This window comes from Oceanobacillus sp. FSL W7-1281 (genome assembly GCF_037969835.1).
Taxonomy (GTDB): domain Bacteria; phylum Bacillota; class Bacilli; order Bacillales; family Amphibacillaceae; genus Oceanobacillus; species Oceanobacillus oncorhynchi.
Genome location: NZ_CP150214.1, coordinates 2,354,793 through 2,375,695, shown reverse-complemented (window position 1 = coordinate 2,375,695; position 20,903 = coordinate 2,354,793). Strand labels below are relative to the sequence as shown.

At 37.2% G+C, this 20,903-nt stretch carries 27 protein-coding genes and 1 other RNA gene; 20 read left to right on the top strand and 8 right to left on the bottom strand.

The features are described from left to right. Positions 1-592 precede the first annotated feature (592 nt). The 6 genes from MKX55_RS11830 to MKX55_RS11805 all read left to right on the top strand — a co-directional run bounded on the left by MKX55_RS11830 (position 593) and on the right by MKX55_RS11805 (position 3,934). Positions 593-808, top strand: coding sequence for a hypothetical protein (locus MKX55_RS11830; RefSeq protein WP_339177195.1), 216 nt, complete (start codon positions 593-595; stop codon positions 806-808). A 117-nt stretch (positions 809-925) separates the two neighbouring features. Next, positions 926-1,285, top strand: coding sequence for a DUF1798 family protein (locus tag MKX55_RS11825; protein WP_339177193.1), 360 nt, complete (start codon positions 926-928; stop codon positions 1,283-1,285). A gap of 34 nt (positions 1,286-1,319) precedes the next feature. Continuing rightward, positions 1,320-1,712 (top strand): cytidine deaminase, encoded by a 393-nt coding sequence (locus MKX55_RS11820; RefSeq protein ID WP_042534089.1) that lies wholly within the window; start codon positions 1,320-1,322, stop codon positions 1,710-1,712. Between the two features lie 212 nt (positions 1,713-1,924). Continuing rightward, positions 1,925-2,239, top strand: coding sequence for a cell division regulator GpsB (gpsB, locus tag MKX55_RS11815; protein ID WP_339177191.1), 315 nt, complete (start codon positions 1,925-1,927; stop codon positions 2,237-2,239). Between the two features lie 57 nt (positions 2,240-2,296). Next, positions 2,297-2,682, top strand: an RNA gene (rnpB, locus tag MKX55_RS11810) — RNase P RNA component class B. A 121-nt stretch (positions 2,683-2,803) separates the two neighbouring features. Then, positions 2,804-3,934 (top strand): class I SAM-dependent RNA methyltransferase, encoded by a 1,131-nt coding sequence (locus tag MKX55_RS11805; protein ID WP_339177190.1) that lies wholly within the window; start codon positions 2,804-2,806, stop codon positions 3,932-3,934. A 240-nt stretch (positions 3,935-4,174) separates the two neighbouring features. Here MKX55_RS11805 and MKX55_RS11800 read toward each other — a convergent pair whose 3' ends face one another. From MKX55_RS11800 to MKX55_RS11790, 3 genes are read right to left on the bottom strand one after another with little or no spacing between them, the layout of a single operon-like run. Then, complete coding sequence (locus MKX55_RS11800) at positions 4,175-5,860, bottom strand: b(o/a)3-type cytochrome-c oxidase subunit 1 (protein WP_339177188.1); 1,686 nt, start codon at positions 5,858-5,860, stop codon at positions 4,175-4,177. Further along, entirely contained in the window at positions 5,829-6,362 is a 534-nt protein-coding gene (locus MKX55_RS11795; RefSeq protein ID WP_339238366.1) for a cytochrome B5, read from the bottom strand. Before MKX55_RS11795 ends, MKX55_RS11800 begins: the two co-directional genes overlap by 32 nt. Before the next feature lie 18 nt (positions 6,363-6,380). Next, the gene (locus MKX55_RS11790) at positions 6,381-6,491 is read right to left on the bottom strand and encodes a cytochrome c oxidase subunit 2A (protein ID WP_339177184.1); all 111 of its coding nucleotides are present in this window, start codon (positions 6,489-6,491) and stop codon (positions 6,381-6,383) included. A gap of 315 nt (positions 6,492-6,806) precedes the next feature. Between MKX55_RS11790 and MKX55_RS11785 the strand changes: the two genes are divergently transcribed. Beyond that, entirely contained in the window at positions 6,807-6,941 is a 135-nt protein-coding gene (locus MKX55_RS11785) for a hypothetical protein (protein WP_339238364.1), read from the top strand. A gap of 48 nt (positions 6,942-6,989) precedes the next feature. Here MKX55_RS11785 and MKX55_RS11780 read toward each other — a convergent pair whose 3' ends face one another. Next, positions 6,990-7,190 (bottom strand): cold-shock protein, encoded by a 201-nt coding sequence (locus MKX55_RS11780; RefSeq protein ID WP_042534079.1) that lies wholly within the window; start codon positions 7,188-7,190, stop codon positions 6,990-6,992. Between the two features lie 440 nt (positions 7,191-7,630). Here MKX55_RS11780 and MKX55_RS11775 point away from each other — a divergent pair, with 440 nt between their 5' ends. The 12 genes from MKX55_RS11775 (at position 7,631) to cls (ending at position 16,440) form a co-directional block, all read left to right on the top strand. Next, positions 7,631-8,584 carry a thymidylate synthase gene (locus MKX55_RS11775; protein WP_339177182.1) on the top strand — a complete coding sequence of 318 codons (954 nt, stop codon included), beginning with the start codon at positions 7,631-7,633 and terminating at the stop codon, positions 8,582-8,584. A gap of 36 nt (positions 8,585-8,620) precedes the next feature. Then, positions 8,621-9,112: a dihydrofolate reductase gene (locus tag MKX55_RS11770; RefSeq protein ID WP_339177179.1), complete on the top strand. Its 492-nt coding sequence runs from the start codon at positions 8,621-8,623 to the stop codon at positions 9,110-9,112. Between the two features lie 87 nt (positions 9,113-9,199). After that, positions 9,200-9,403 carry a twin-arginine translocase TatA/TatE family subunit gene (tatA, locus tag MKX55_RS11765; RefSeq protein ID WP_339177178.1) on the top strand — a complete coding sequence of 68 codons (204 nt, stop codon included), beginning with the start codon at positions 9,200-9,202 and terminating at the stop codon, positions 9,401-9,403. Between the two features lie 35 nt (positions 9,404-9,438). Next, on the top strand, positions 9,439-9,609 hold the full coding sequence (gene tatA, locus MKX55_RS11760) for a twin-arginine translocase TatA/TatE family subunit (protein ID WP_040982187.1): 171 nt from the start codon (positions 9,439-9,441) through the stop codon (positions 9,607-9,609). Between the two features lie 71 nt (positions 9,610-9,680). Further along, entirely contained in the window at positions 9,681-10,436 is a 756-nt protein-coding gene (tatC, locus tag MKX55_RS11755; RefSeq protein ID WP_339177177.1) for a twin-arginine translocase subunit TatC, read from the top strand. Between the two features lie 12 nt (positions 10,437-10,448). Beyond that, positions 10,449-10,673, top strand: a complete 225-nt coding sequence (locus MKX55_RS11750; protein WP_339177175.1) for a YozE family protein — start codon at positions 10,449-10,451, stop codon at positions 10,671-10,673. Between the two features lie 272 nt (positions 10,674-10,945). Then, on the top strand, positions 10,946-11,455 hold the full coding sequence (gene vrrA, locus MKX55_RS11745) for a VrrA/YqfQ family protein (RefSeq protein ID WP_339177173.1): 510 nt from the start codon (positions 10,946-10,948) through the stop codon (positions 11,453-11,455). Positions 11,456-11,578: 123 nt separating this feature from the next. Then, positions 11,579-12,538: a peptide-methionine (R)-S-oxide reductase MsrB gene (gene msrB / locus MKX55_RS11740; protein WP_339238362.1), complete on the top strand. Its 960-nt coding sequence runs from the start codon at positions 11,579-11,581 to the stop codon at positions 12,536-12,538. Positions 12,539-12,580: 42 nt separating this feature from the next. Beyond that, positions 12,581-12,784: a DUF6501 family protein gene (locus MKX55_RS11735; RefSeq protein WP_042534067.1), complete on the top strand. Its 204-nt coding sequence runs from the start codon at positions 12,581-12,583 to the stop codon at positions 12,782-12,784. Between the two features lie 140 nt (positions 12,785-12,924). Continuing rightward, positions 12,925-13,164 (top strand): ferredoxin family protein, encoded by a 240-nt coding sequence (locus MKX55_RS11730; protein WP_017796848.1) that lies wholly within the window; start codon positions 12,925-12,927, stop codon positions 13,162-13,164. Between the two features lie 137 nt (positions 13,165-13,301). Further along, on the top strand, positions 13,302-14,819 hold the full coding sequence (locus MKX55_RS11725) for an FAD-dependent oxidoreductase (RefSeq protein ID WP_339177166.1): 1,518 nt from the start codon (positions 13,302-13,304) through the stop codon (positions 14,817-14,819). 163 nt (positions 14,820-14,982) lie between these two features. After that, positions 14,983-16,440 carry a cardiolipin synthase gene (gene cls / locus MKX55_RS11720; protein ID WP_339185230.1) on the top strand — a complete coding sequence of 486 codons (1,458 nt, stop codon included), beginning with the start codon at positions 14,983-14,985 and terminating at the stop codon, positions 16,438-16,440. A gap of 47 nt (positions 16,441-16,487) precedes the next feature. Here the strand turns inward: cls and MKX55_RS11715 are convergent, their stop codons facing one another. Continuing rightward, the gene (locus tag MKX55_RS11715) at positions 16,488-16,763 is read right to left on the bottom strand and encodes an acylphosphatase (protein WP_339177164.1); all 276 of its coding nucleotides are present in this window, start codon (positions 16,761-16,763) and stop codon (positions 16,488-16,490) included. Between the two features lie 144 nt (positions 16,764-16,907). On the opposite strand from MKX55_RS11715, the gene MKX55_RS11710 reads away from it, so the two are divergent. Then, entirely contained in the window at positions 16,908-17,396 is a 489-nt protein-coding gene (locus MKX55_RS11710; RefSeq protein ID WP_339177162.1) for a GNAT family N-acetyltransferase, read from the top strand. Between the two features lie 193 nt (positions 17,397-17,589). Here MKX55_RS11710 and MKX55_RS11705 read toward each other — a convergent pair whose 3' ends face one another. From MKX55_RS11705 to MKX55_RS11695, 3 genes are all read right to left on the bottom strand, one after another. Continuing rightward, positions 17,590-18,735, bottom strand: a complete 1,146-nt coding sequence (locus tag MKX55_RS11705; protein ID WP_339238361.1) for an LAGLIDADG family homing endonuclease — start codon at positions 18,733-18,735, stop codon at positions 17,590-17,592. A gap of 119 nt (positions 18,736-18,854) precedes the next feature. Continuing rightward, the gene (gene xerS, locus MKX55_RS11700) at positions 18,855-19,940 is read right to left on the bottom strand and encodes a tyrosine recombinase XerS (protein ID WP_339177155.1); all 1,086 of its coding nucleotides are present in this window, start codon (positions 19,938-19,940) and stop codon (positions 18,855-18,857) included. Positions 19,941-20,364: 424 nt separating this feature from the next. Next, complete coding sequence (locus MKX55_RS11695) at positions 20,365-20,763, bottom strand: hypothetical protein (protein ID WP_339238359.1); 399 nt, start codon at positions 20,761-20,763, stop codon at positions 20,365-20,367. Positions 20,764-20,903 lie beyond the last annotated feature (140 nt).

Below are 20,903 nucleotides of genomic sequence, written 5' to 3'. Positions count from 1 at the left end.
ACGAATTATAGCGTGCGAAATCTAAAAAGATATGGCCAAAATATGGAGAAATAAAACAATGCACTTCCATTTGCATCAGCCTTACATAGTCTACGCATAATTGCATCTATTCATAAGGGTTGAAGCTAAAAAAAGAACCTAATTGTATTCTGCGGACAGGATATACCCGCAAAATAGAATTAGGTTATTTGCTGAAAATATTTTTTAATTTAAGTGGAAGGACGGTCAGGACCTGCTATTTTTTTATCTCTTGTTTTCTCATTGTTATTCTTTTTGTTATTCGCATTCGTTTTTTGCTGTCCTTTTGACGGTTTCATGAATATTAACCTCCTTTTCCTTGTAAATAGCTGCTTTCGTTTATTTACTGTATTCCTCTTGAAGGAAGAGCTAATGAAACCTCCAGCAGCATAAGGCTTCATTATATAGCTTGTCTAATTTTGTGCAAATCATTACAGTTTTGCACTAGTTTTGTTTTGATTATTCTAGTTTTGTCGAATAGGAAGGAGGTTTCCCTTCTCACGTGGAATAAGTAGCGCATCCGCTTTTAGAAACGTACGATTTTATTTTTAAATATATAGGAGGAGAATAAAATATGTTACTTTCAAAATCTGCCCTTACCGAAGAAAATAAAGGATACAGCAAAAAGGATATGGAAGCACAAATAGAACAAATTCAGGAACAGCTTGCGTTGATTCATTTTAAATTAAAAGCAAAAGTAGATAGTGAGGTATGGGTGCAATTTCAAACAAAAACAAATAGTTTAAAACAAACCGAACTGGAATTTCAAAGACTAAAACAGCTATTATAATCATTTGCAGGTAATTTTATGTGTTGTTCATGACTTTTCTATCTATTATATGATAAAATTTATTTAACGATTTTATATAAAAGCATGCAGTTTGAAATTGAAGGATGACTATTTAAAATGAAACTCAGCGAACAAACAGAGAAGTTAAATCACTATTTAGAAACACTTCGGGAGAGGTTTGAGAAAAGCGAAGCTCCCAGTGACCGAAAAGACCGTTCATTTTTTAATATGGTAAAAGCAGAGACAGCTCCTATCTATGATTTATTAGAAAGCTGGGAGAGAGATGCTTCAGCCGCAGTAAAAGAAAGAAAAGCGTCCGTTCACCCAAATCAAGTTCAATCAACAAGAGAGAATATGGAATTATTGTTGATGCATAGTTATTATTTGGATGTCAGAAGAAAAAGGTATATGGAATTATATACGTCCATTCGATATGTTTTTGATTTACTGCTGGATACCTTGGAAGAAGATAAATAAAGAGAGATGCGAAAGTGTCAGGAGGAACATTCACATGAAAGAAAAATTACTTGAAGAAGCCATTCAAATCAGAGCTAGAGCGTATGTACCCTATTCCGAATTTCCGGTAGGTGCCGCACTGTTAACCAGCTCAGGGAAAATCTATACGGGATGCAATATCGAAAATGCTGCCTATCCATCTACCTGCTGTGCAGAACGGGTTGCTATTTTTAAAGCTATTTCAGACGGAGAGACAGAATTTACGGAGATGGCTGTTGCAGCAGATACAAAACGTCCAGTGCCTCCGTGCGGGACGTGCAGGCAGGTGATGAGTGAATTTTTCGCTCCTGATATGACCATCCACTTAACTAATTTAAACAAAGATGTACAGACGCTCACTACAGATCAATTATTACCTTTTTCATTCCAAAAGGAAGACATGGATTAAAAAGCCTGTGCATTTATCAGATAGCGTGAAACCGGCAATGATAACCCTTTTTTAAACGGAAGTATTGCAGAGATTTATAAATTTTAGAAGGAGACTGATATTCAGTTTCCTTTTTTATGTTATAATAGCTTTAATAAATATAGAATAATGTTAAAATAAAAACACATGATGAAAAATGATAAGTAATAGTATATTTCAGAGGTGATTTGGTAATGAGTATTGATCGCGTTCAACTTAATGGAAAGAAAATTTTAGAAAAAGATTTTAAAACAGGAATCAGAGGGTATTCTCAGGAAGAAGTAGATGAATTTTTAGATATCATTATTCAGGATTACGATAATTTCAAACAGGAAATTGATCGTCTAAACGAAGAGATCGAAAAATTGAAAAGCAATCGTCCAGCAGCAGAAACACCTAGAGCACGTTCTACACAGCAAAACTCACAGGTTAATTATGACGTATTAAAACGGCTATCTAATCTTGAAAAAGCTGTATTTGGAAAAAGATACACTGATTCAGAAGAATAACAGAAGAGATGATTGATTTTTTTTAAGAACTTTGCTAAACTGTTTTAGGCTGCTTAAATGTCTATGTAATCGCTATGTCCATTTTTGGATATAGAGGAAAGTCCATGCTCACACAGGCTGCGATGCCTGTAGTGTTCGTGCTTGATGAAATCATAAGTCAAGGTAGTTTTTAATAAACTAACGGCAGACGAGCTGTACTAAGTCACTTTTTGTGATATGTCAGCTCTCTTGAAAGTGCCACAGTGACGTAGCTGGTGTGGAAACATACCAGGTGGAACGAGGTAAACCCCGCGAGTGAGCAACCCAAATAATGGTAGGGGCATCCTTTAGTAGGGAATAGAACCGAACGAGGGACAGCAACAGCTGTAGATAGATGATTACAACCGGCGTACGAGGCTTGACCACCGTTTGCAGTACAATGGAACAGAACATGGCTTACCGGACATTTAAAGGTCGTGCTGATGAACAAACAGATTCTATTTCCAATTAAATGAAATAGAATCTTTTTTTCTTTAAATGATAAACATACTAATAATGACTAATGACCGAGAGGAATATTTAAAAATGAAACAAGTAACTTTAATTGCTACAGCAGCGATGGGACTTGAATCAATTGTTGCAAAAGAAGTAAGAGACCTTGGATATGAAGCCGCAGTAGAAAACGGAAAAGTTATCTTTGATGCGCCAATTTCCGCTATCCCAAGATGTAATTTATGGTTAAGAACCGCTGACCGCGTAAAAATTCTTGTCGGCAAGTTTCAGGCCAAGACATTTGATGAATTATTTGAACAAACCAAGGCGCTTCCTTGGGAAAGTTATATTGACGAAACAGGGCAGATACCTGTATCCGGCAAATCAGTTAAATCGACGCTATACAGTGTACCAGATTGCCAAGCAATTGTGAAAAAAGCAATTGTAGAACGGATGAAATTAAAATATGGACTCATTAATAAGCTGGAGGAATCCGGAGCGCTTTATAAAACTGAGATTGCTCTATTAAAGGATGAAGCAACACTGACGATTGATACTTCCGGGACAGGCTTACACAAGCGAGGATACCGTGTCGGGCAGGGGGAAGCTCCTTTAAAAGAGACACTTGCAGCAGCGCTTGTTCAATTAACCAACTGGAAGCCTGACCAGCCTTTGATTGACCCATTCTGCGGCTCTGGAACGATTTTAATTGAGGCTGCTCTCATCGGCCAAAACATTGCACCTGGATTTAATCGTGAATTTGCTTCAGAGGAATGGAGTTTCGTAAAACAGAAGCATTGGGATGCGGCTTTTGGAGAAGCAGAAGAGATGGCGAACTATGACCAGCCTTTATTTATCACTGGTTCGGATATCAGTCATCAGCTGATTGAAACAGCACAGGCAAATGCCCTGGAAGCAGGACTTGGTGATTTGATTGAGTGGAAGCAGATGCAGGTCAGCGATCTTACAATCAAACAAAAGGACGGTTATTTAATCACGAATCCGCCATACGGAGAACGTTTAAGCGATAGAGAAGAAGTAGAGAAGATGTATCAGGATCTGGGGGATATCATGCGTCATCATCCATCCTGGAGTGCATACATTATTACGGCGTATGAGCAATTTGAAAAAGTATATGGAAAACCGGCCACAAAGAAACGTAAGCTGTTTAATGGATTTATCCAGACGAATTATTATCAATATTTCGGGCAGAAAGAGGATTAGAATCCCTTGTAATCAAGCATTAAAAAATGCAGCAGGTAATCATGGAAAAACGATTATCTGCTGCATTTTTTATTATTTTTCAAATGAATTCTTTTTGTCTTGTTCAGACACGTGTTTTTCCGCAATCCATTTAAAAAATTCTTTTTCAATTTTTGTCAATTCACGGTCCAGCTTATACTTAAAATCAGTTTCGAGATGTTTATATATTTTTCTGTTCATCATTTATTGAATTATTTCCCCTTATAAAATACCGTCAAATGGAGGAGATCCTGGCGGCGCATTTTGAATAATATCTATCATCGGAATCGTATATGCAAATAATATCAAAGCGATTGTGATTCCAATCCACAGCTTCCAGTTTTCCATCCATTGCGGTGTAGGCTGCGCATCCTCTTCTTCTTCCGCAATAGGGTATTCTTCTTCCCCTTTAGGAGCAAATGCGATTAATTCCACAAAGATGTATACCATCAGCACAATGCCGATAAACAAGAGGGTGCCTCCAACAGCCTGTGCAGTCTGATAACCAACCCATTCTGCCGCTTGCTCGGTACCGCCGTATTCGGAGAAGGAGGATCTTCTTGGTCCGCCTAAAAGGCCTTGGATATGCATCGCTCCAGACATAATCAGCATTCCGACAGCCCAAATAATGGTCTGATAAATTCCCAGCTTATGAAGCTTTGGTGTCAGTATTCTGCCGGTTAAATGCGGTATTAACCAGTATGCAATCCCAAAGAAAGTGAGAAGTACTGTTGTCGCAATTGTTAAATGAAAATGTCCTGTTACCCAAATCGTATTATGAACAAGCGTATTCAATTGGTGAGATGCGTTAATAATACCGCCGGCCCCTCCAGGAATAAACGCAAGCATTCCAACAAACGGGGCTACAAAACGGACGTCCTTCCAAGGCAATTTTTTAAACCAGTCAAACAATCCGGTCGCACCTTGCTTTCTTCCTGTAGTTTCAAACATAGCAAACATTGAAAATGCAGTCATTAAACTTGGTACAATAACCATAAAGGTAAGAACTACCTGAATAAACTTCCATGTTGGATCAATTCCCGGCTCTGTAAGCTGATGGTGAAAACCAACAGGAATGGAGAAAAATAAGAATAAAACAAAGGAAAGTCTTGCTAACGAATCACTGAATATTTTTCCGCCAATAATCTTTGGTATAATCGCGTACCAAGCCATATATGCAGGCAATAACCAGAAATAAACCAGCGGATGGCCAAAATACCAGAATAATGTCCGGCTTAACAGAACATTAATCGTTTCTGCATAGCCTAATGACCATGGGATGAATTGGACCAGAACTGCTACTGCTACGCCTATGGAACAAATAACCCACATAATCATATTAATCGTAACCATAAATGCTAACAGTGGTGTTTTCTGACCTGGATGCGCTTTTTTCCAAACATAGACCTGATGCCAATTTACAAAAGCAGCGATCCAAGAGCCTACGACCACAAGCGCAAGACCGATATAAAAGATAGGATGTGCTTTTAATGGCGCATAGAAGGTATATAGAACATTTGCTTCCCCCAGTAAAATTGCTGTTCCTGTTAAAGCTGTCCCTATCGTCATCGTCCAAAAAGACAGCCAGCCCAGCTTCCGTTGTTTATCGGACATTCCGACGGTTTTACCTAATAAGGAATATTGAAAGCCGATAATGAAGAAGGTAGTCAGTACTAATGCCAGAATAACGCCGTGTAAAGTAAGTATTTGATAATAGCCGATACCAAGCGGTAGTTCAAAATCGCCGGAACGCACCAATACTTGTAATAACCCCATTAATCCGCCAATAAATAAAGAAATAAATGCAACGTACATAAAGGAAAGGTATAATTTCGCTTCGGGTTTTGTAATCGTTAAGGGTGTTACATTAATTTCTTCATTCGGCTGCTGTTTCATTGCGAGACTCATCGTCAACCACCTCCACTGTCGCAAACATCATATGGTGTCCTACACCACAATATTCATTACATATTAATGTGAATTCTCCTGTTTGATTAAGCTCTACTTCCAAGCTGCTGATGTACCCAGGCTCCACCATCATATTGACGTTGGTGCCGGCAACATTTAATCCATGGATAACATCGGTTGTAACTGCCTGAAATAAAACAGTTGATCCTTTAGGTATTTCAATGTGAGATACTGCGTTTCCTTCCTCGTCATCTCCTAAATCATAATTGAAGGTACTCGCAACCACATTAACAATATATCTATCTTCATCTACTTGTGTCAGCCCGAGATTCTCTCTCTGGAAGGCCTCGTTAGCTTCTACATTCTCAGGGTCAATGGTCGCACCGTGACTTTGCGGATGTGTGCCTAAATAGAATGCCCCAAATCCAAGTATCAGCAGAAATAATACAAGTGCCCCGCCGCCGAAGATAAGCCATATCTTCTCATATTTGTGTAAGTGCATCTTCTTTCTCCTCCTTCTTTATCGCGATAAAAATAATAAAAATACTGCAAACCAGCTGATAAGAATAACAACCCCTATAGTGATTACGGAAAAAAATGTACCCTTTAAATTAGATTCAGGTTTTTTCATGTGATTCACCCCTTTTGTAACTTCTTGCCTATATGACTATCATATCGAAAATAAGTCTTGTGTACGTTGTCAAATCGCACTTTTCACAATTCGTTCACTTATTCACAAACAAGGTGATTTAACTATTTTACAAACTTTTTGGTTAGAAAAGTTTATGTCTTTTTAGTGAACAAATATAGAAAATCATTGACAAAATGTAATAATACGTGTGCAAAATCCTGGTCAATTTTATAGGGTTTTTAACTATTTCCTAATAAGGGAAGCATTGCATCATGTATGATATCAGTCAGCAAAAAAGGCGGGGAGAGGATTAGTTTGGCTTTGTTTGTTTTTAAAGCAATGAGATTTTCTTTGTTTCCTGCAAAAGCAGGCATTTCGATTATTCACTTCGATGTAATCCGTGGCAGAGGAGGGACCTTACCTGAAGGAATCAATTATGATTACCAATAAAAAAAGCAGAACCCCTCTCAAGGATTCTGCTTGCATCTATAATAGTTTTTATTTTTTCTCAACGTTTGCTGCTTGTGGACCGCGTTCGCCTTCCACTACATCGAAGACAACTTCTTGTCCTTCTTCTAGTGTTTTAAAGCCTTCTTCTTGAATAGCAGAATAATGTACGAAAATATCATTCCCTTCCTCTAATTGAATAAACCCGTAACCTTTTTCTGCATTAAACCATTTTACTACTCCGTTTTCCATGTTAAATTTCCTCCTAAATACTTCCACGTAAAACGCGTGTGATTACAAAGCAGAAGAACGAAATATGAAAAAAGGCAGCCTCCGATAGAAGAACGGGATCATAATCATCCACTTCTGTCTATCGAAGCTGCCTTTACTTTCTAATGATTCCGTGCTATCTTCTTTGCTTGTACCCATATTAGCTTAAATTTTTTTCGTAGTCAAGAAAACCTTACCATTTTCTATAATAATCAAAAGGTTTTGAATATATATGATTTATTTTCTTTATTCTAAATGGATTAATTTAAAGTTGAGAAACATATAGACTATGAATTTCTGTTATAATAGGGTTGTTTAAAAACCTGAGGATAGACAATGGGAAATGAAATAATATAGTCAATATAAGCTCTTGCTAAAATAATTTAAGTTCAGGAGACATATTATATAGAGGAGGATTATAAATGCAGGGAGAACAAGGCTATTTAGATTTATGCCGTAAAATATTAGCTACGGGAGAGAATCGCGATGATCGGACAAACACAGGTACTTATTCCGTTTTTGGCCATCAAATACGATTTGATTTACAGAAGGGGTTCCCGCTGTTAACTACAAAAAAAGTTCCGTTCCGATTGATTGCTACAGAGTTATTATGGTTTATCAAAGGAGATACAAACATCCGCTATTTACTGGAGCATAATAATAATATCTGGAACGAATGGGCTTTTGAGAAATGGGTTAAAAGCGCGGAGTATACAGGCCCGGATATGACAAACTTTGGGATACGCAGTCAAGAGGACGCTGCCTTTAAAAAAGAATACGACCAGCAAATGGAGCTGTTCAAGGAGAAAATACTCCAGGATGATGCCTTCGCTCAAACGTATGGCGATTTGGGTTCTGTCTACGGGAAACAGTGGAGAGATTGGGAAACGTCTAAAGGAGAATCCATCGATCAATTAAAAGAGACCATTGAAGCGATTAAAAACAATCCAAACTCCAGACGCCATATTGTATCTGCCTGGAACCCGGAGGATATTCCGACGATGGCCCTGCCGCCTTGTCATACGCTGTTTCAATTTTATGTAGCGGATGGAAAATTATCCTGTCAGCTCTATCAGCGCAGTGCGGATGTATTTATCGGCGTTCCGTTCAATATTGCCAGCTATGCACTGTTAACGCATTTAATTGCACATGAATGCGGATTAGAAGCGGGCGAGTTTGTTCATACTTTTGGAGATGCACATATCTATTCCAATCATATAGAACAGGTTAACCAGCAGTTAGAAAGAGATATCCGGGAGATGCCGGTATTAAAGATAAATGCCCCTGGGAAATCTATTTTTGATATTGAAATAACGGATTTGGAAATCGAAAATTATCATCCGCATCCAGTCATTAAAGCGCCAATCGCCGTTTAAATAATGAAGCATACACAAATGAATGGAGGATAACGCATGATTTCATTACTATTTGCCGCTAGCAGGAATAATGTGATCGGCTATCAAAGTGGGATGCCCTGGCATTTGCCGCAGGACTTAAAATTTTTTAAAGAGAAGACCACCGGAAACACGATTATTATGGGAAGAAAAACATTAGAATCGATGAACGGGCCTCTCCCGAACAGGCGTAATGTTGTCCTGACCAGAAATAAGGATTTAGCACTTGACGGTGTAGAAATTATTCATGACTTATCTGATGTAGAGCACTGGAACACAGCGCACCCAGAGGAAGAATATTTCATCATCGGCGGCGGAGAGATTTATGAACAGGCATTGCCTATCGCTGACCGCATGTATATTACACGGATTGATGAAGAATTCCCCGGCGATACATTTGCCCCTGATTTTGATGAATCGGCTTGGGAGCTGACGGAAAAGCAAAAAGGCATAAAAAATGAGAAAAATCCCTATGACTATTATTTTCTGCAGTACGATCGCAAAAATTAACTTGTCTAACGTTTTCTAAACATGCTATGATGGAAAGAGATAATGTTCTATTAGAGGACACAATATAAATAAAGAAGGTGTCAATAGATGGGTATTGCAAGTATAGGCGTTCCAGGACTTATATTGATCGTGATATTAGCCCTTATTATCTTTGGACCTAATAAGCTTCCGCAAATAGGGAAGGCTGCCGGACAATCGCTGAAGGAATTTAAAAGTTCTACGCGTGATTTAACGCAGGATATCACCGATGAGACCAAAGAGGTTAAATCGATTGTGAAAGAAGAAAAATGAGTTCAGTCTCATATATGGAGTGAAGGATAATGAACATATTTTCAAATATCGGATTTCCCGGTTTAATTTTAATCATTATTGCTGCTTTAATTGTCTTTGGTCCAAATAAACTTCCTGAAATCGGAAGAGCGCTTGGAACAACATTAAAAGAGTTTAAAAATGCAAGTCAGGATATTTTGAATGACAATCCTAAAAAGAAACAATAATCAAATGCAGAGGTGTAGGGATTATTCCTTGCATCTCTTTTGTGTCATCAATTAAAAAGGTGGGGTGAACTATGTCTGAGCCAGAAGAGCAGATACCTGGAGAAAAAGAAATGAACGTTGGAGGACATTTGACAGAACTCCGAAATCGTTTAATTGTTACAGCGATTATATTCTTATTGTTTTTTATTGTCGGCTTTATTAATGTGAAAAGCATTTATCAGTTTTTTGTGGATGATATCGATATGCAGCTGACAGTTATCAGCCCTGCTGAAATTATTTGGATCTATTTTTCCATCGCAGGATTACTTGCCTTTGCTGCAACGATACCTGTGATTGTTTATCAGCTTTGGGCATTTGTCAGTCCAGCTTTAACCGCAAAAGAAAAACGTATATCCTTAGGGTACATACCAGGATCATTAATTTTATTTGTGCTGGGGCTTGTCTTTGGTTACGTGGTATTTATTAAATTGATTTTTCCATTTTTATTATCTTTGAATGATGATATGTTTCATATCATGTTTACCGTGGACCGTTATTTTGGATTTTTATTAAAGATTACACTGCCTTTTGCCTTTTTATTTGAGCTTCCGGTTGTAACGATGTTCCTGACAAGCCTGGGAATATTGACGCCGGCATTTATGGTGAAAAACCGTAAATATGCTTACTTTATTTTAATTGTTGTCGGGGTATTGATTACACCGCCTGATTTTTTTCTACAGATTGTAGTAGCAATACCGTTAATCATTATTTACGAACTGAGTATCCAATTATGTAAGATGGTATATAGAAAAAAACAAGCACAACATGAAGCCTTTATGAATGAATAGGGGAGGGGAACCATGCGTCAATCTTTTTATCAATTTTTATTAACACATCGCGGGAAATTGAAGCAGGATGATTATTCTCAATTAGCAGATTGGGCATTCTACGATCATCATTTCCCGAAGTACGCTGAAACGTATGATGAAATCAGCGAATACCTTGAATGGAATAGCCCATTTCCTGGTGCATTAGCAGCGTTTGATGCCCTTTGGTCGGAATATGAATGGAAATACAGCAGCTGAATCAGGCTGCTTTTTTCATGGGAAAATTACATTAGTTCATCGCAAAAGCTTAAGGAAAAAAAGTTGAACAAACGTTTGATTAATGAATTTTTGACGAATATCGGATGGTTTCGACATTCTTTTGGCTTCCCAGTTGTTTAATTGGTGATTTCTGCGGTTTCCCGGGAAATGATTGCATGAATACGGGGGGAATGTCTACACAGTTATATGGCTTCCGCATATTCTATAGCAGAACACAAAAAGAGTAAATATGGATGGATAAGGGGTTGATAATGATGGTTTTTCCACGCAGAAATCAAATGCCTCGTTCGCCGCAGCCCCCTTTTCGTAATGGACGCCATGATTTGAGGGGAATTCCGAGAGAAATAAGAAACACAAGCGGAGCTGTAAATACAAAAGGTGAATCAAGAGGATTAGCAAGTTTATTGTCCGGGTCCGGAGGTGTCACGCAAGGTCTGGCTCAATCAGGAGGCGTTTCTACGCTTTCTAAAACACTGGGAGGGGTACAGCAGGTTCTTGGTGTTGTACAGTCAACAGCCCCCTTAGTGCAAGAGTATGGACCGATGATCAAGAATCTCCCTTCGATGTACAGGATGATGAAGGCTTTTAAAACATTCAGCAAGGAAGACAGTGAGGAATCAACAGAGGAAGAGCGTATTCCTCCAGAACGTCCAAAGCAAAAAGCAGAAATCAATAAGCAGCCGGAACAGCCGGCACAAATAAAAGAAGAACCTGTACAAAATAGAGAAAAGGGTGTTTCTACACCGAGATTATATGTTTAAGTCAAGCAGAAGGCTGAAGTTATGATTAAAATAAGCCTTCTGCTTGATTTTTTTTTATAAAAAAGGAAAAATAGGGGGAGAGTATATAGACAAGAAGGAAAATAGCGATTGGAGGAAAAAAGTATGTCACAACAAAAAGAACTCGCCACTTTTGCAGGAGGATGCTTTTGGTGTATGGTAGAGCCGTTTGATGAACGCCCCGGGGTAATCAGCATTCGTTCCGGATATACTGGCGGTCATGTAGAAAATCCAACCTATGAGCAGGTTTGCTCCAATACAACAGGACATGTTGAAGCGGTTCAAATAGAATATGACCCCAGCATTATGCCATATGAGGAGCTTGTGGAAACATTTTGGCAGCAAATTGACCCGACCGATGCAGGCGGACAATTTAATGATCGTGGTGAATCCTATCAAACAGCTATTTTCTATCACGATGAAGAACAGAAAGAAATAGCGGAGCATTCAAAAGAATTGCTGCAGCAAAGTGGAAAATTTAAAAAAGATATTGTTACGCCGATTCTTCCGGCTAAACCATTTTATGAAGCGGAGGAAGAGCATCAGGATTATTACAAGAAACGCTCTTTCCATTATAGAATGTATAAAAAAGGATCTGGACGAGAAGGATTTATCAAAGAGAATTGGCAAAATAAACCTTCTGCAGAAGAATTACAAGAAAAACTGACGCCGCTGCAATATCATGTCACGCAGGAAAATGGGACAGAACGTCCGTTTGACAATGAATATTGGGATAATAAAGAAGAAGGTATTTACGTCGATATTATTTCCGGCAAGGTTCTTTTTTCATCAAAAGATCAATACGATGCCGGCTGTGGCTGGCCAAGCTTCACTAAACCAATCGACCCGCAGCAGGTTACAGACGTAACCGACACTTCACACGGTATGATCCGTACCGAAGTACGCAGTAAACAATCTGATTCGCATTTGGGACATGTTTTTGAAGATGGACCGAAAGAAGCGGGGGGATTACGCTATTGCATGAATTCTGCAGCAATGCGTTTTATTCCAAAGGACAAAATGGAAGAAGAAGGGTATGGAAACTTTTTATATCTATTCAAATAGATTATAATATTATTATGTAAACAAGAGAAGGGGAACAAGAGAATGATTCATAAAGACTGGGAGAACAGCGAAACTATTAAACAAATCACATGTGTACATGCTAATGCCAAGAAATTTATCGTTGACCGTAAGCTTACACCGGGGAAGGTATATGATGTAAAAAATGAAACAGAAGAGTTTTACTTTATTATTGACAATAGCGATCGGATAGCAGGATTCAGAAAAGATTACTTTGAAGAAAAATAAAGCAAAAAATAGCATGAGATAAGCCTTCTGCTTTGGAGAAAGTCTTATCTCATGCTTACATAAAGCGTTTCTTTTTATTTTAAAATGCGTTATAATGATTTAATATGTCAATATTATTGGTAAAGAGGAGGAGAATTTCGTTGGCTTTCATTATTACTTCACCATGTAAAACAGAAAAAGCGGGGGAATGTGTAGAAGTTTGCCCTGTTGATTGTATAGAAGAAGGCGAAGATATGTTCTATATCGATCCGGATATTTGCATCGATTGCGGTGCATGTGAGGCAGTTTGTCCAGTAGAAGCAATCTATATGGAGGATGAAGTGCCGGAAGAGGAGAATGAATACATTTCATTGAACCGGTTATTTTTTGAAAATCGTTAATTATACAAAGGCTGCTTCCTTTTATAGAAGCAGTCTTTTTCTATACCCTCATATTTATTCCTTTCTATTTCTGTTGAGTAATGATTACGTAAACAGGAGATACTAAAGAAAACATGTAAATGTGAGGTGCTTTAAATATGGATATAAAATCAATTTGGCAGGCAGATACCGCATTCCAAGACTTTCCCAAGCTCGATGAATCAAAGAAAACAGAAGTTTGCATCGTCGGAGCCGGATTAACAGGAATCACTGCTGCGTATCTGCTCTCGAAAAAAGGCATGAAAGTTATCCTGATAGAAGCTGACCGTGTGCTGAGCGGTGTGACTGGACATACTTCAGCAAAAATCACTGCCCAGCATGGTGTCATTTATTCAGAACTGATTGAAACCATGGGCGAGAAAAAAGCAAAACAATATTATCAGGCCATGCAAGAAACCATGCATTTTATAAAAAATGAAATCAAGGAAAATCAGATTGACTGTAATTATGAAGAACAGGATGCATTTCTATATACAAATGATGACGCTTATTTATCGCAATTAGACAAGGAAGCAGAAGCATATAAGACCTTGGATATTTCAGGAGAGCTTACCTCAGAAATGCCGCTGGAGATCCCTTTTAAAAAAGCGTTAAAAATGACTGGACAAGCCCAATTTCATCCATTAAAGTATTTACAATTTATGCTAGAGGAAGCTGTAAAAAATGGTACAGAGGTTTACGAGCAAACCGTTGCAATGAAGCTGGAATATAATAGACAGCATACTGTCTTAACAAAGGATAAGCACCGTGTTGCATGTGATTATCTGATAGCAGCTACCCAATTTCCGTATATTGATCATCAAGGTCTTTATTTTGCTAAAATGTATGCAGAGCAATCTTATATTGTATCAGGAAAATACACAGGAAAATACCCGGGTGGAATGTATATTAATGTAGAAAATCCAACCCGTTCTATCCGGACAGCTACATTAAATAATAAAGATACCTATCTTCTTATCGGCGGCGAAAACCACCGCTCAGGAGAAAGTACGGAGGAGAAATTATGCTATGAGAATTTAAAAGCGTTTGCTAAAGAGCAATTTGAGATAACGGACTTTTCTTATCAATGGTCTGCGCAGGACTTTACCACCCTGGATAAGATGCCATACATTGGCCCTATAACTGACGATGACCCTTCGATTTTCATTGCTACAGGCTATCGAAAATGGGGGATGACCAATGGCACATTAGCTGCAAATATTATCGCAGATAGTATTGCTGCAAAGGATGAAAATCCATACAATGAATTATTTTCTCCGGCGCGTTTCGCTTCCAAGCCAATGCTAAAGAATCTATTCAAATTTAATATGGAGGTTGCCGCAGAGCTTTTAAAAGGTAAGCTTGATTTTACAGTACCGGGAAAAATAGATGATTTAGAAATAGATGAAGCCGTCATCACCAGAATTAATGGATCTCGTGCCGGTGTTTATAAGGATATGGAAGACAAGCTGCATGTTTTGGATACGACCTGTACGCATCTAGGCTGTGAGGTCAATTGGAATGGTGCTGATAAAACATGGGATTGCCCTTGCCACGGGTCTCGTTACCATTATGACGGCGAGGTGTTGGCAGGGCCTGCGAAAGAGCCCTTAAGAAAATTATCTCTGGATGATTAATACAGAAAAGGAACACTCTTGTTTTCAAATAAAAGTGTTCCTTTTTTTACGCAGCAATCATTGACTTAACTTTTAATTCCATTTAGTGTAATATGGATGAATCTAATAAATTTGGATAATAAAATAGTTCAAATTTAGAAAAAAGCAGATGATCATATTGGAAATGGAATTAGGTAATATTATTACGATGATTGGTTCTATCGTCATTTTTATTAATTTATTACTGGCACTAGGTGTGCTGTTTTTTGAAAAAAGAGATGTCGGCTATACCTGGGCATGGCTGCTTATTTTATTTTTCTTGCCCATTGTTGGATTTTTAATTTATATCTTTTTAGGCCGCAGTCTAAAACAGAATAACTTTTATGGCTTAACAGCAGAAGAACAAAAACTGCTTAAAGAAGAAGTGGACACACAACTAAAACTGATAGAGGAAGAAAAACGAGATGATATCCCATGGTTAAATCAGTACAATGACATTGTCACCATGAATTTACGCTCTTCTCATGGCAGGTTATCAGAGGACAATGAGATTTTCATATTTAAGGATGGCCATAAAAAGTTTGATGCTCTTCTCAATGACATCAAGGAAGCGAAACAAGAAGTCAATGTGCAATATTATATAATTCAGCCCGATCATCTGGGAAGAAGATTAAGAGACGCATTAATTACTAAAGCAAAAGAAGGCGTAAAGGTCCGTGTTTTATACGATGAAGTAGGATCAAAAAAACTGCCTTCCCGATTCTTTGACGACTTAAAAAAGGCAGGAGGAGAAGTGCGTGTGTTCTTCCCATCCTTCTTAAAGCTGATTAACTTCCGGATCAATAACCGAAATCACAGAAAAATGGTCATCATTGATGGTGATTTCTCCTATATTGGCGGCTTCAACGTCGGCGATGAGTACCTTGGAGAGGATAAAAAATTCGGTTACTGGCGCGATACCCATTTAAAAATATACGGAAATGCTGTTAATGACATACAGGTCCGATTTATTATGGACTGGCATCAGGCTGGAAAGGATAAGCTTCATGATGATTATAAGAAGTTTTGCTTCCATTTAGAGAAGCACCATGGAACAAGTCCTGTTCAAGTTGTTTCCAGCGGTCCGAACTCAGAGACGGAGCATTTAAAGAATATGTATATTAAGATGATTCTCTCTGCAAAGGAAAGTGTCTGTATTCAAACGCCGTATTTTATACCCGATACGAGCTTCATGGATGCTTGTAAAATGGCGCTTTTATCAGGAGTAGACATACGAATCATGATTCCCTGCAAGCCCGATCATCCATTCGTGTATTGGGCCACATGGGCATACGCAGGAGACCTGTTAGAATATGGAGCGAAAATATTGCTTTATGAGAATGGCTTCTTGCATGCAAAAACCATTGTAGTGGATAAGAAAATGGCTTCTGTCGGAACAATGAATATCGATTCCCGAAGCTTCCGGTTAAATTTTGAAGTAAATGCGATTACGTATGATGAAGCTGTCTCCAATGAATTGCACAATATATTTGAAGAAGACTGTAAGTTAAGTTCAGAGTTAACACTTGAACGCTATCATAAACGATCCTTATGGATTAAATTTAAAGAAGATATTTCCCGTTTGCTTTCGCCAATCTTATAAGAACATACCGGGTTTAGCTATATTAAGCTAAACCCGGTATGTTCATTTTAATATTTAACGTTAAAAGAGGAATACTCCGGATCTCCGGAAAGCTTATTGACATCCATCTCATTTACTTTTGCAAATCGAGAGGGGCCTTTTTTAATTTCTTCAAGAAAACGGTCTACATTATCATCTTCTCCATATGCTTCAAAGGCTACTGCACCATCATCTTCATTTTTTACCCAGCCGACGATATCATGATTCATCGCAGCATGCTGAGTAAAGTACCGAAACCCGACTCCTTGCACACGTCCTTGAACTCTAGCAGATACATACTTCATAGAAAATCACCTCTTGATAGATATGATAGCATAATTTATTTATCAATTTACAGTAAAGTGATATAATATAATGTATAAATATTCTGAAAAATATAATGTGAAAAGAATAATTGATAAAAGTATCTGAGTGAGGGGGGGACATAAATGGAATTAGTGATAAGAAATATTAAAGTGGAAGAAATAGACGAATTTGCATCGATTTTAAGAGAAGCCGCCGAATGGTTAAAGAGAACAGATAAGAAAATGTGGTATACTAGCGAACTTACCAAAGAAGCATTATTAGAAAAGCATGCACTGAATGAACTGTTTATGGGGTTTTTAAATGGGGAATCAGCTGGAACAATAATTGTTCAGGGACAGGATCGCATATTTTGGCCGCATAAAAATAAAAATAACGCTTTATATTTGCATAAGATTGCTGTACGCAGAAAGTATGCTAAAGAAGGCGTTTCTGTTAACCTGATAAATTGGGCTAAGCAGCAAGCCAGAATACAGCAGAAAAAATATATAAGGTTGGATTGTGCAGCCAACAGACCTAATTTATGTTATTTTTATGAGTGTCAGGGATTTCAGCAAGTCGGCCAAAAGACAGTTGGTGAATTTTTTGTAGCTCTTTATGAATATCAGGTTTGAGATCAATAAATCATGTAGATTTAGCCGTATGAATAAACAATGGTATATAAAATCAAAAGTGTTAAAAATTCAATTTTGTCTCACTATCTAAAGTATACTTGGAAATGAGATGAAATATTTTATTGTTTCCCATAATAAATATTATGTCTACTCGAAAAAACTAAAAAGAAAAGAGGCTGCTTACTACAACCTTTCAATCAATAAAATGCATACTATGCTCTATTACATCATTTATGAATAGATTATTCTCTTTGGCGAACTTTTTAACTTCAGTTAACAGATCTTTATCATAAGTGGTTTTATATTGAATCCGGTCATTTGGTCTTGTTTGTAGAGTAATTGATAGTTCACTCTTTGCAAGCATATTTTTTAATCCAATTTCGATTAAATGATTGAGACGTATTTTCCGTTCTTTAGCAATAACTTTTAAACAATCCAATGTTCTACCACTTATATTCGTTCGAAACGCTATTCTCGAACCCGAGTTTATATGTTTCAGTTTCCCGTCTTTTTGTGTCCATTTAGGAACATCTCGTTCGTCTTCAACATAATAAGGATTATCTAAATGCTGAGTCATATAGACTCTTTTATAGATTAAAAAGTTATTAGTATCTGTATGTTTATAAACAATTTTTGCTAATTTCTGAAGTTCTTTTTTTCCGTTGAGCCATACTCGATAAATAGGATTGCCACTTTGGCCTGTGATTGATGTGATTTCCGGTTTTAATTTCCATGATAAAAATAATGATAATAAGGCTTCTGAAAATGGTTTACTGCCTGATGTAATGTTCATGGCATATCCTGCTTTATCAATCCAGCCATCACCATCTATAACTCCTCGAATAAAAGAGGGGAGGAACTCATCCGGCACCTTAGGAAATTGTACGGATAATGATTTATTAGGTAATACCCCTAACTTCCCTAAATCGTTTTTAATTTCTTTTGAATTAATTATTAATGTTGCTGTTGATCTTGTTTTATATTTTTTCGATAAAATGTAATCTGCACCCATATATTTCGCTACTTGACGAAGTATTGTTTGATTTTTTTGAGTTAAGGAAACACTGGAGATGCTCTTATTGATACAGCCATCTGTTATAAACAACCCCAAAACCCAAGCCATTTCATGTGACCATGTTTTGAAGAAATCCTCGTTAATTCGATGCTTTCGCGGTTGTCCTGAAGATTGTTCTCTATTCATTTTAACGCCATGTTTATACATTACATTACGAATAGATCGATCGGATATGCCGATACGAGAAACCATTTCTTTATAAGGCATACCGCTTTTATACATCTTGATAATAGCTTCATCCGTAATTCCTGGGTTTCTAGGCATTTTTTGATCTCCTTTTGTTTAGTTTCTCTAATTATACAAACAAACGTTCGTTTAATCAAGTAGAAACCTAGGAGAATTTAAAACTTTATCGTATAGTGAATTGGATAATACGCTAGTAATCACTCATCACCTTTAGGCATATCCATCTTATCTACAGCATTTTTTAAATCATCATTGTTAATATGCGTATAAATCATCGTCGTTTGTATCGAGGAGTGGCCCAGTTGGCGCCTTAGCTTAGGTACATCATTAATTTCATTATGATACCTCGTTGCAAACGAATGTCTTAATTTATGAACAGATAAGGAGGGTTTTCCGAAAGCATTGGCATATTTTTCGATTAACTTTTCAATAGAACGCGCAGTTAGTCGTCTTGGCGTGCCTTTTGGTCCCATGGCAGCAGCGATAAATAAAGCTTTGTTTGTTTTCTCAACATGATAGCGTTTTGCTCTGATTTGTAAATATTCATCTAAATCATCCATCGCTTGCTTGCTGAAATAAACGTATTGTTCTTTATTTCCTTTACGAATAACACGTGCAGTAAATTTGCTGTGATCAATATCATCTAAATTCAGGTTCACAACCTCTGAAAGTCGTAATCCAGAGCCTAAAATAAGCGAGACAACCGCTGTATCACGTTCACGATTTAGGCGGTGAAAATTTGCAAGCTTTTTATTGTCTTTATAAAGCTCGCCATAATCATGGGCAACAAATTGGCGAAATCGTTCATATTCATCACCAATTAAAATTTTTCCTTCCATTTTGTTTGCAGTAGTTTCCATACTTTCTTTGATGTCGTTGAATTCAAGCTTTGCCATCACATTACGCTTTAAATATGGCTGTAAATCACGTGTTTCAGCAATGTTTTGCAGGTAGTTGAAAAGCGATTTTAAAGCAGATAACTTGCGATTTATTGTAAGTTCCTTGTTATGTAATTGGTATTTAAGAAAGGTCAAAAATCGTTCAGCTTCCTGAACAGTTAGTGATTCAAGCAACTCAAGGGGCAGATCTTTCAATTCACCAGAATAAAAATTTTCGGTCACGAGCCAATTGAAAAAAATTTTATAATCATGTGCGTAATTGAGTAATGAAGCTGCTGATAATTTTCTTTCTTTATGATTGATAAATTCCTCGACATACCAAGGAAGTTCCTTAAGAAGCGTTTGAAGTTTATTGTAAAGTTGCTGTTTTGAATGATTTGCCATTAGATCACCTCATAGATAAATTTTACAGAACTTTAATCAGAATTGCAATTATTACGTCAAATTTATATTTTACGTAATAATTTATTTGAATAATATTTTATATACAGCAATAAATAAACCTTCTCTACCTGGCCTCTACATGAAAGCTTGCTTTGGTCCGTCTTTCCCCTATTTGTTTATGTTGATATTCTCTCTAGAATAAAGAACCGTATTTCTTCAAAGTAATAATTCAAAGAATAAATCCAACTGAAAATTAATCGCCAGTTGGATTGGGTAGAGTTACGTATAGATCTAATTGAATAATTCGTTTAATATCTGTTTTTTATTTTAACTTCTAACTTACACACACTTATTTCAAACAAACCAAAACGTTTCAATTTCATAAAGCAATAGCTGTCACACCAATAGCATGTTCATTCCATACCTATTGCTTCATCCACATCGGTTCTAGCATATTTCCATCAATATCTGATACCTCTAAGCCATACATTTGTTCTTCCGGCATCCCCATGTCTACATGATAAGCATCACCGCCATTTGCTTTCGCTAATCGACCGAATTCTTTGACTGCTTCAGCACTTTCTAAGCTAAAGCAGATTAAGGCAGCATTTTCTTTTTGAGTATCAGCAATCTTTTTACCTTTGAGAAACTGTTGATAAAAAGCGTGTTCTAAAAGCATAATATAAAAGTTGTCGTCCCATACCATACAGCTTGCGTGGGTATCAGAGAAGTCATCGTTCTTCGTAAATCCTAGTTTTTCGTAAAAAGCAGTGGCATCAGCAACGTTCTTGACTGGAAAGTTAACAAAAATCATTGTACTCATGAAAACGCCTCCTTTTCATCAGTTTACTATAAATAGATTATAAAAACTTCTTCTCGATTGCTCAAAATTCTTTCTCTAAGTGACATATATGTAAAAAAACGTTATCTGCCGCAGAAGCTGAAAGTGCCAGTTGTCATTCT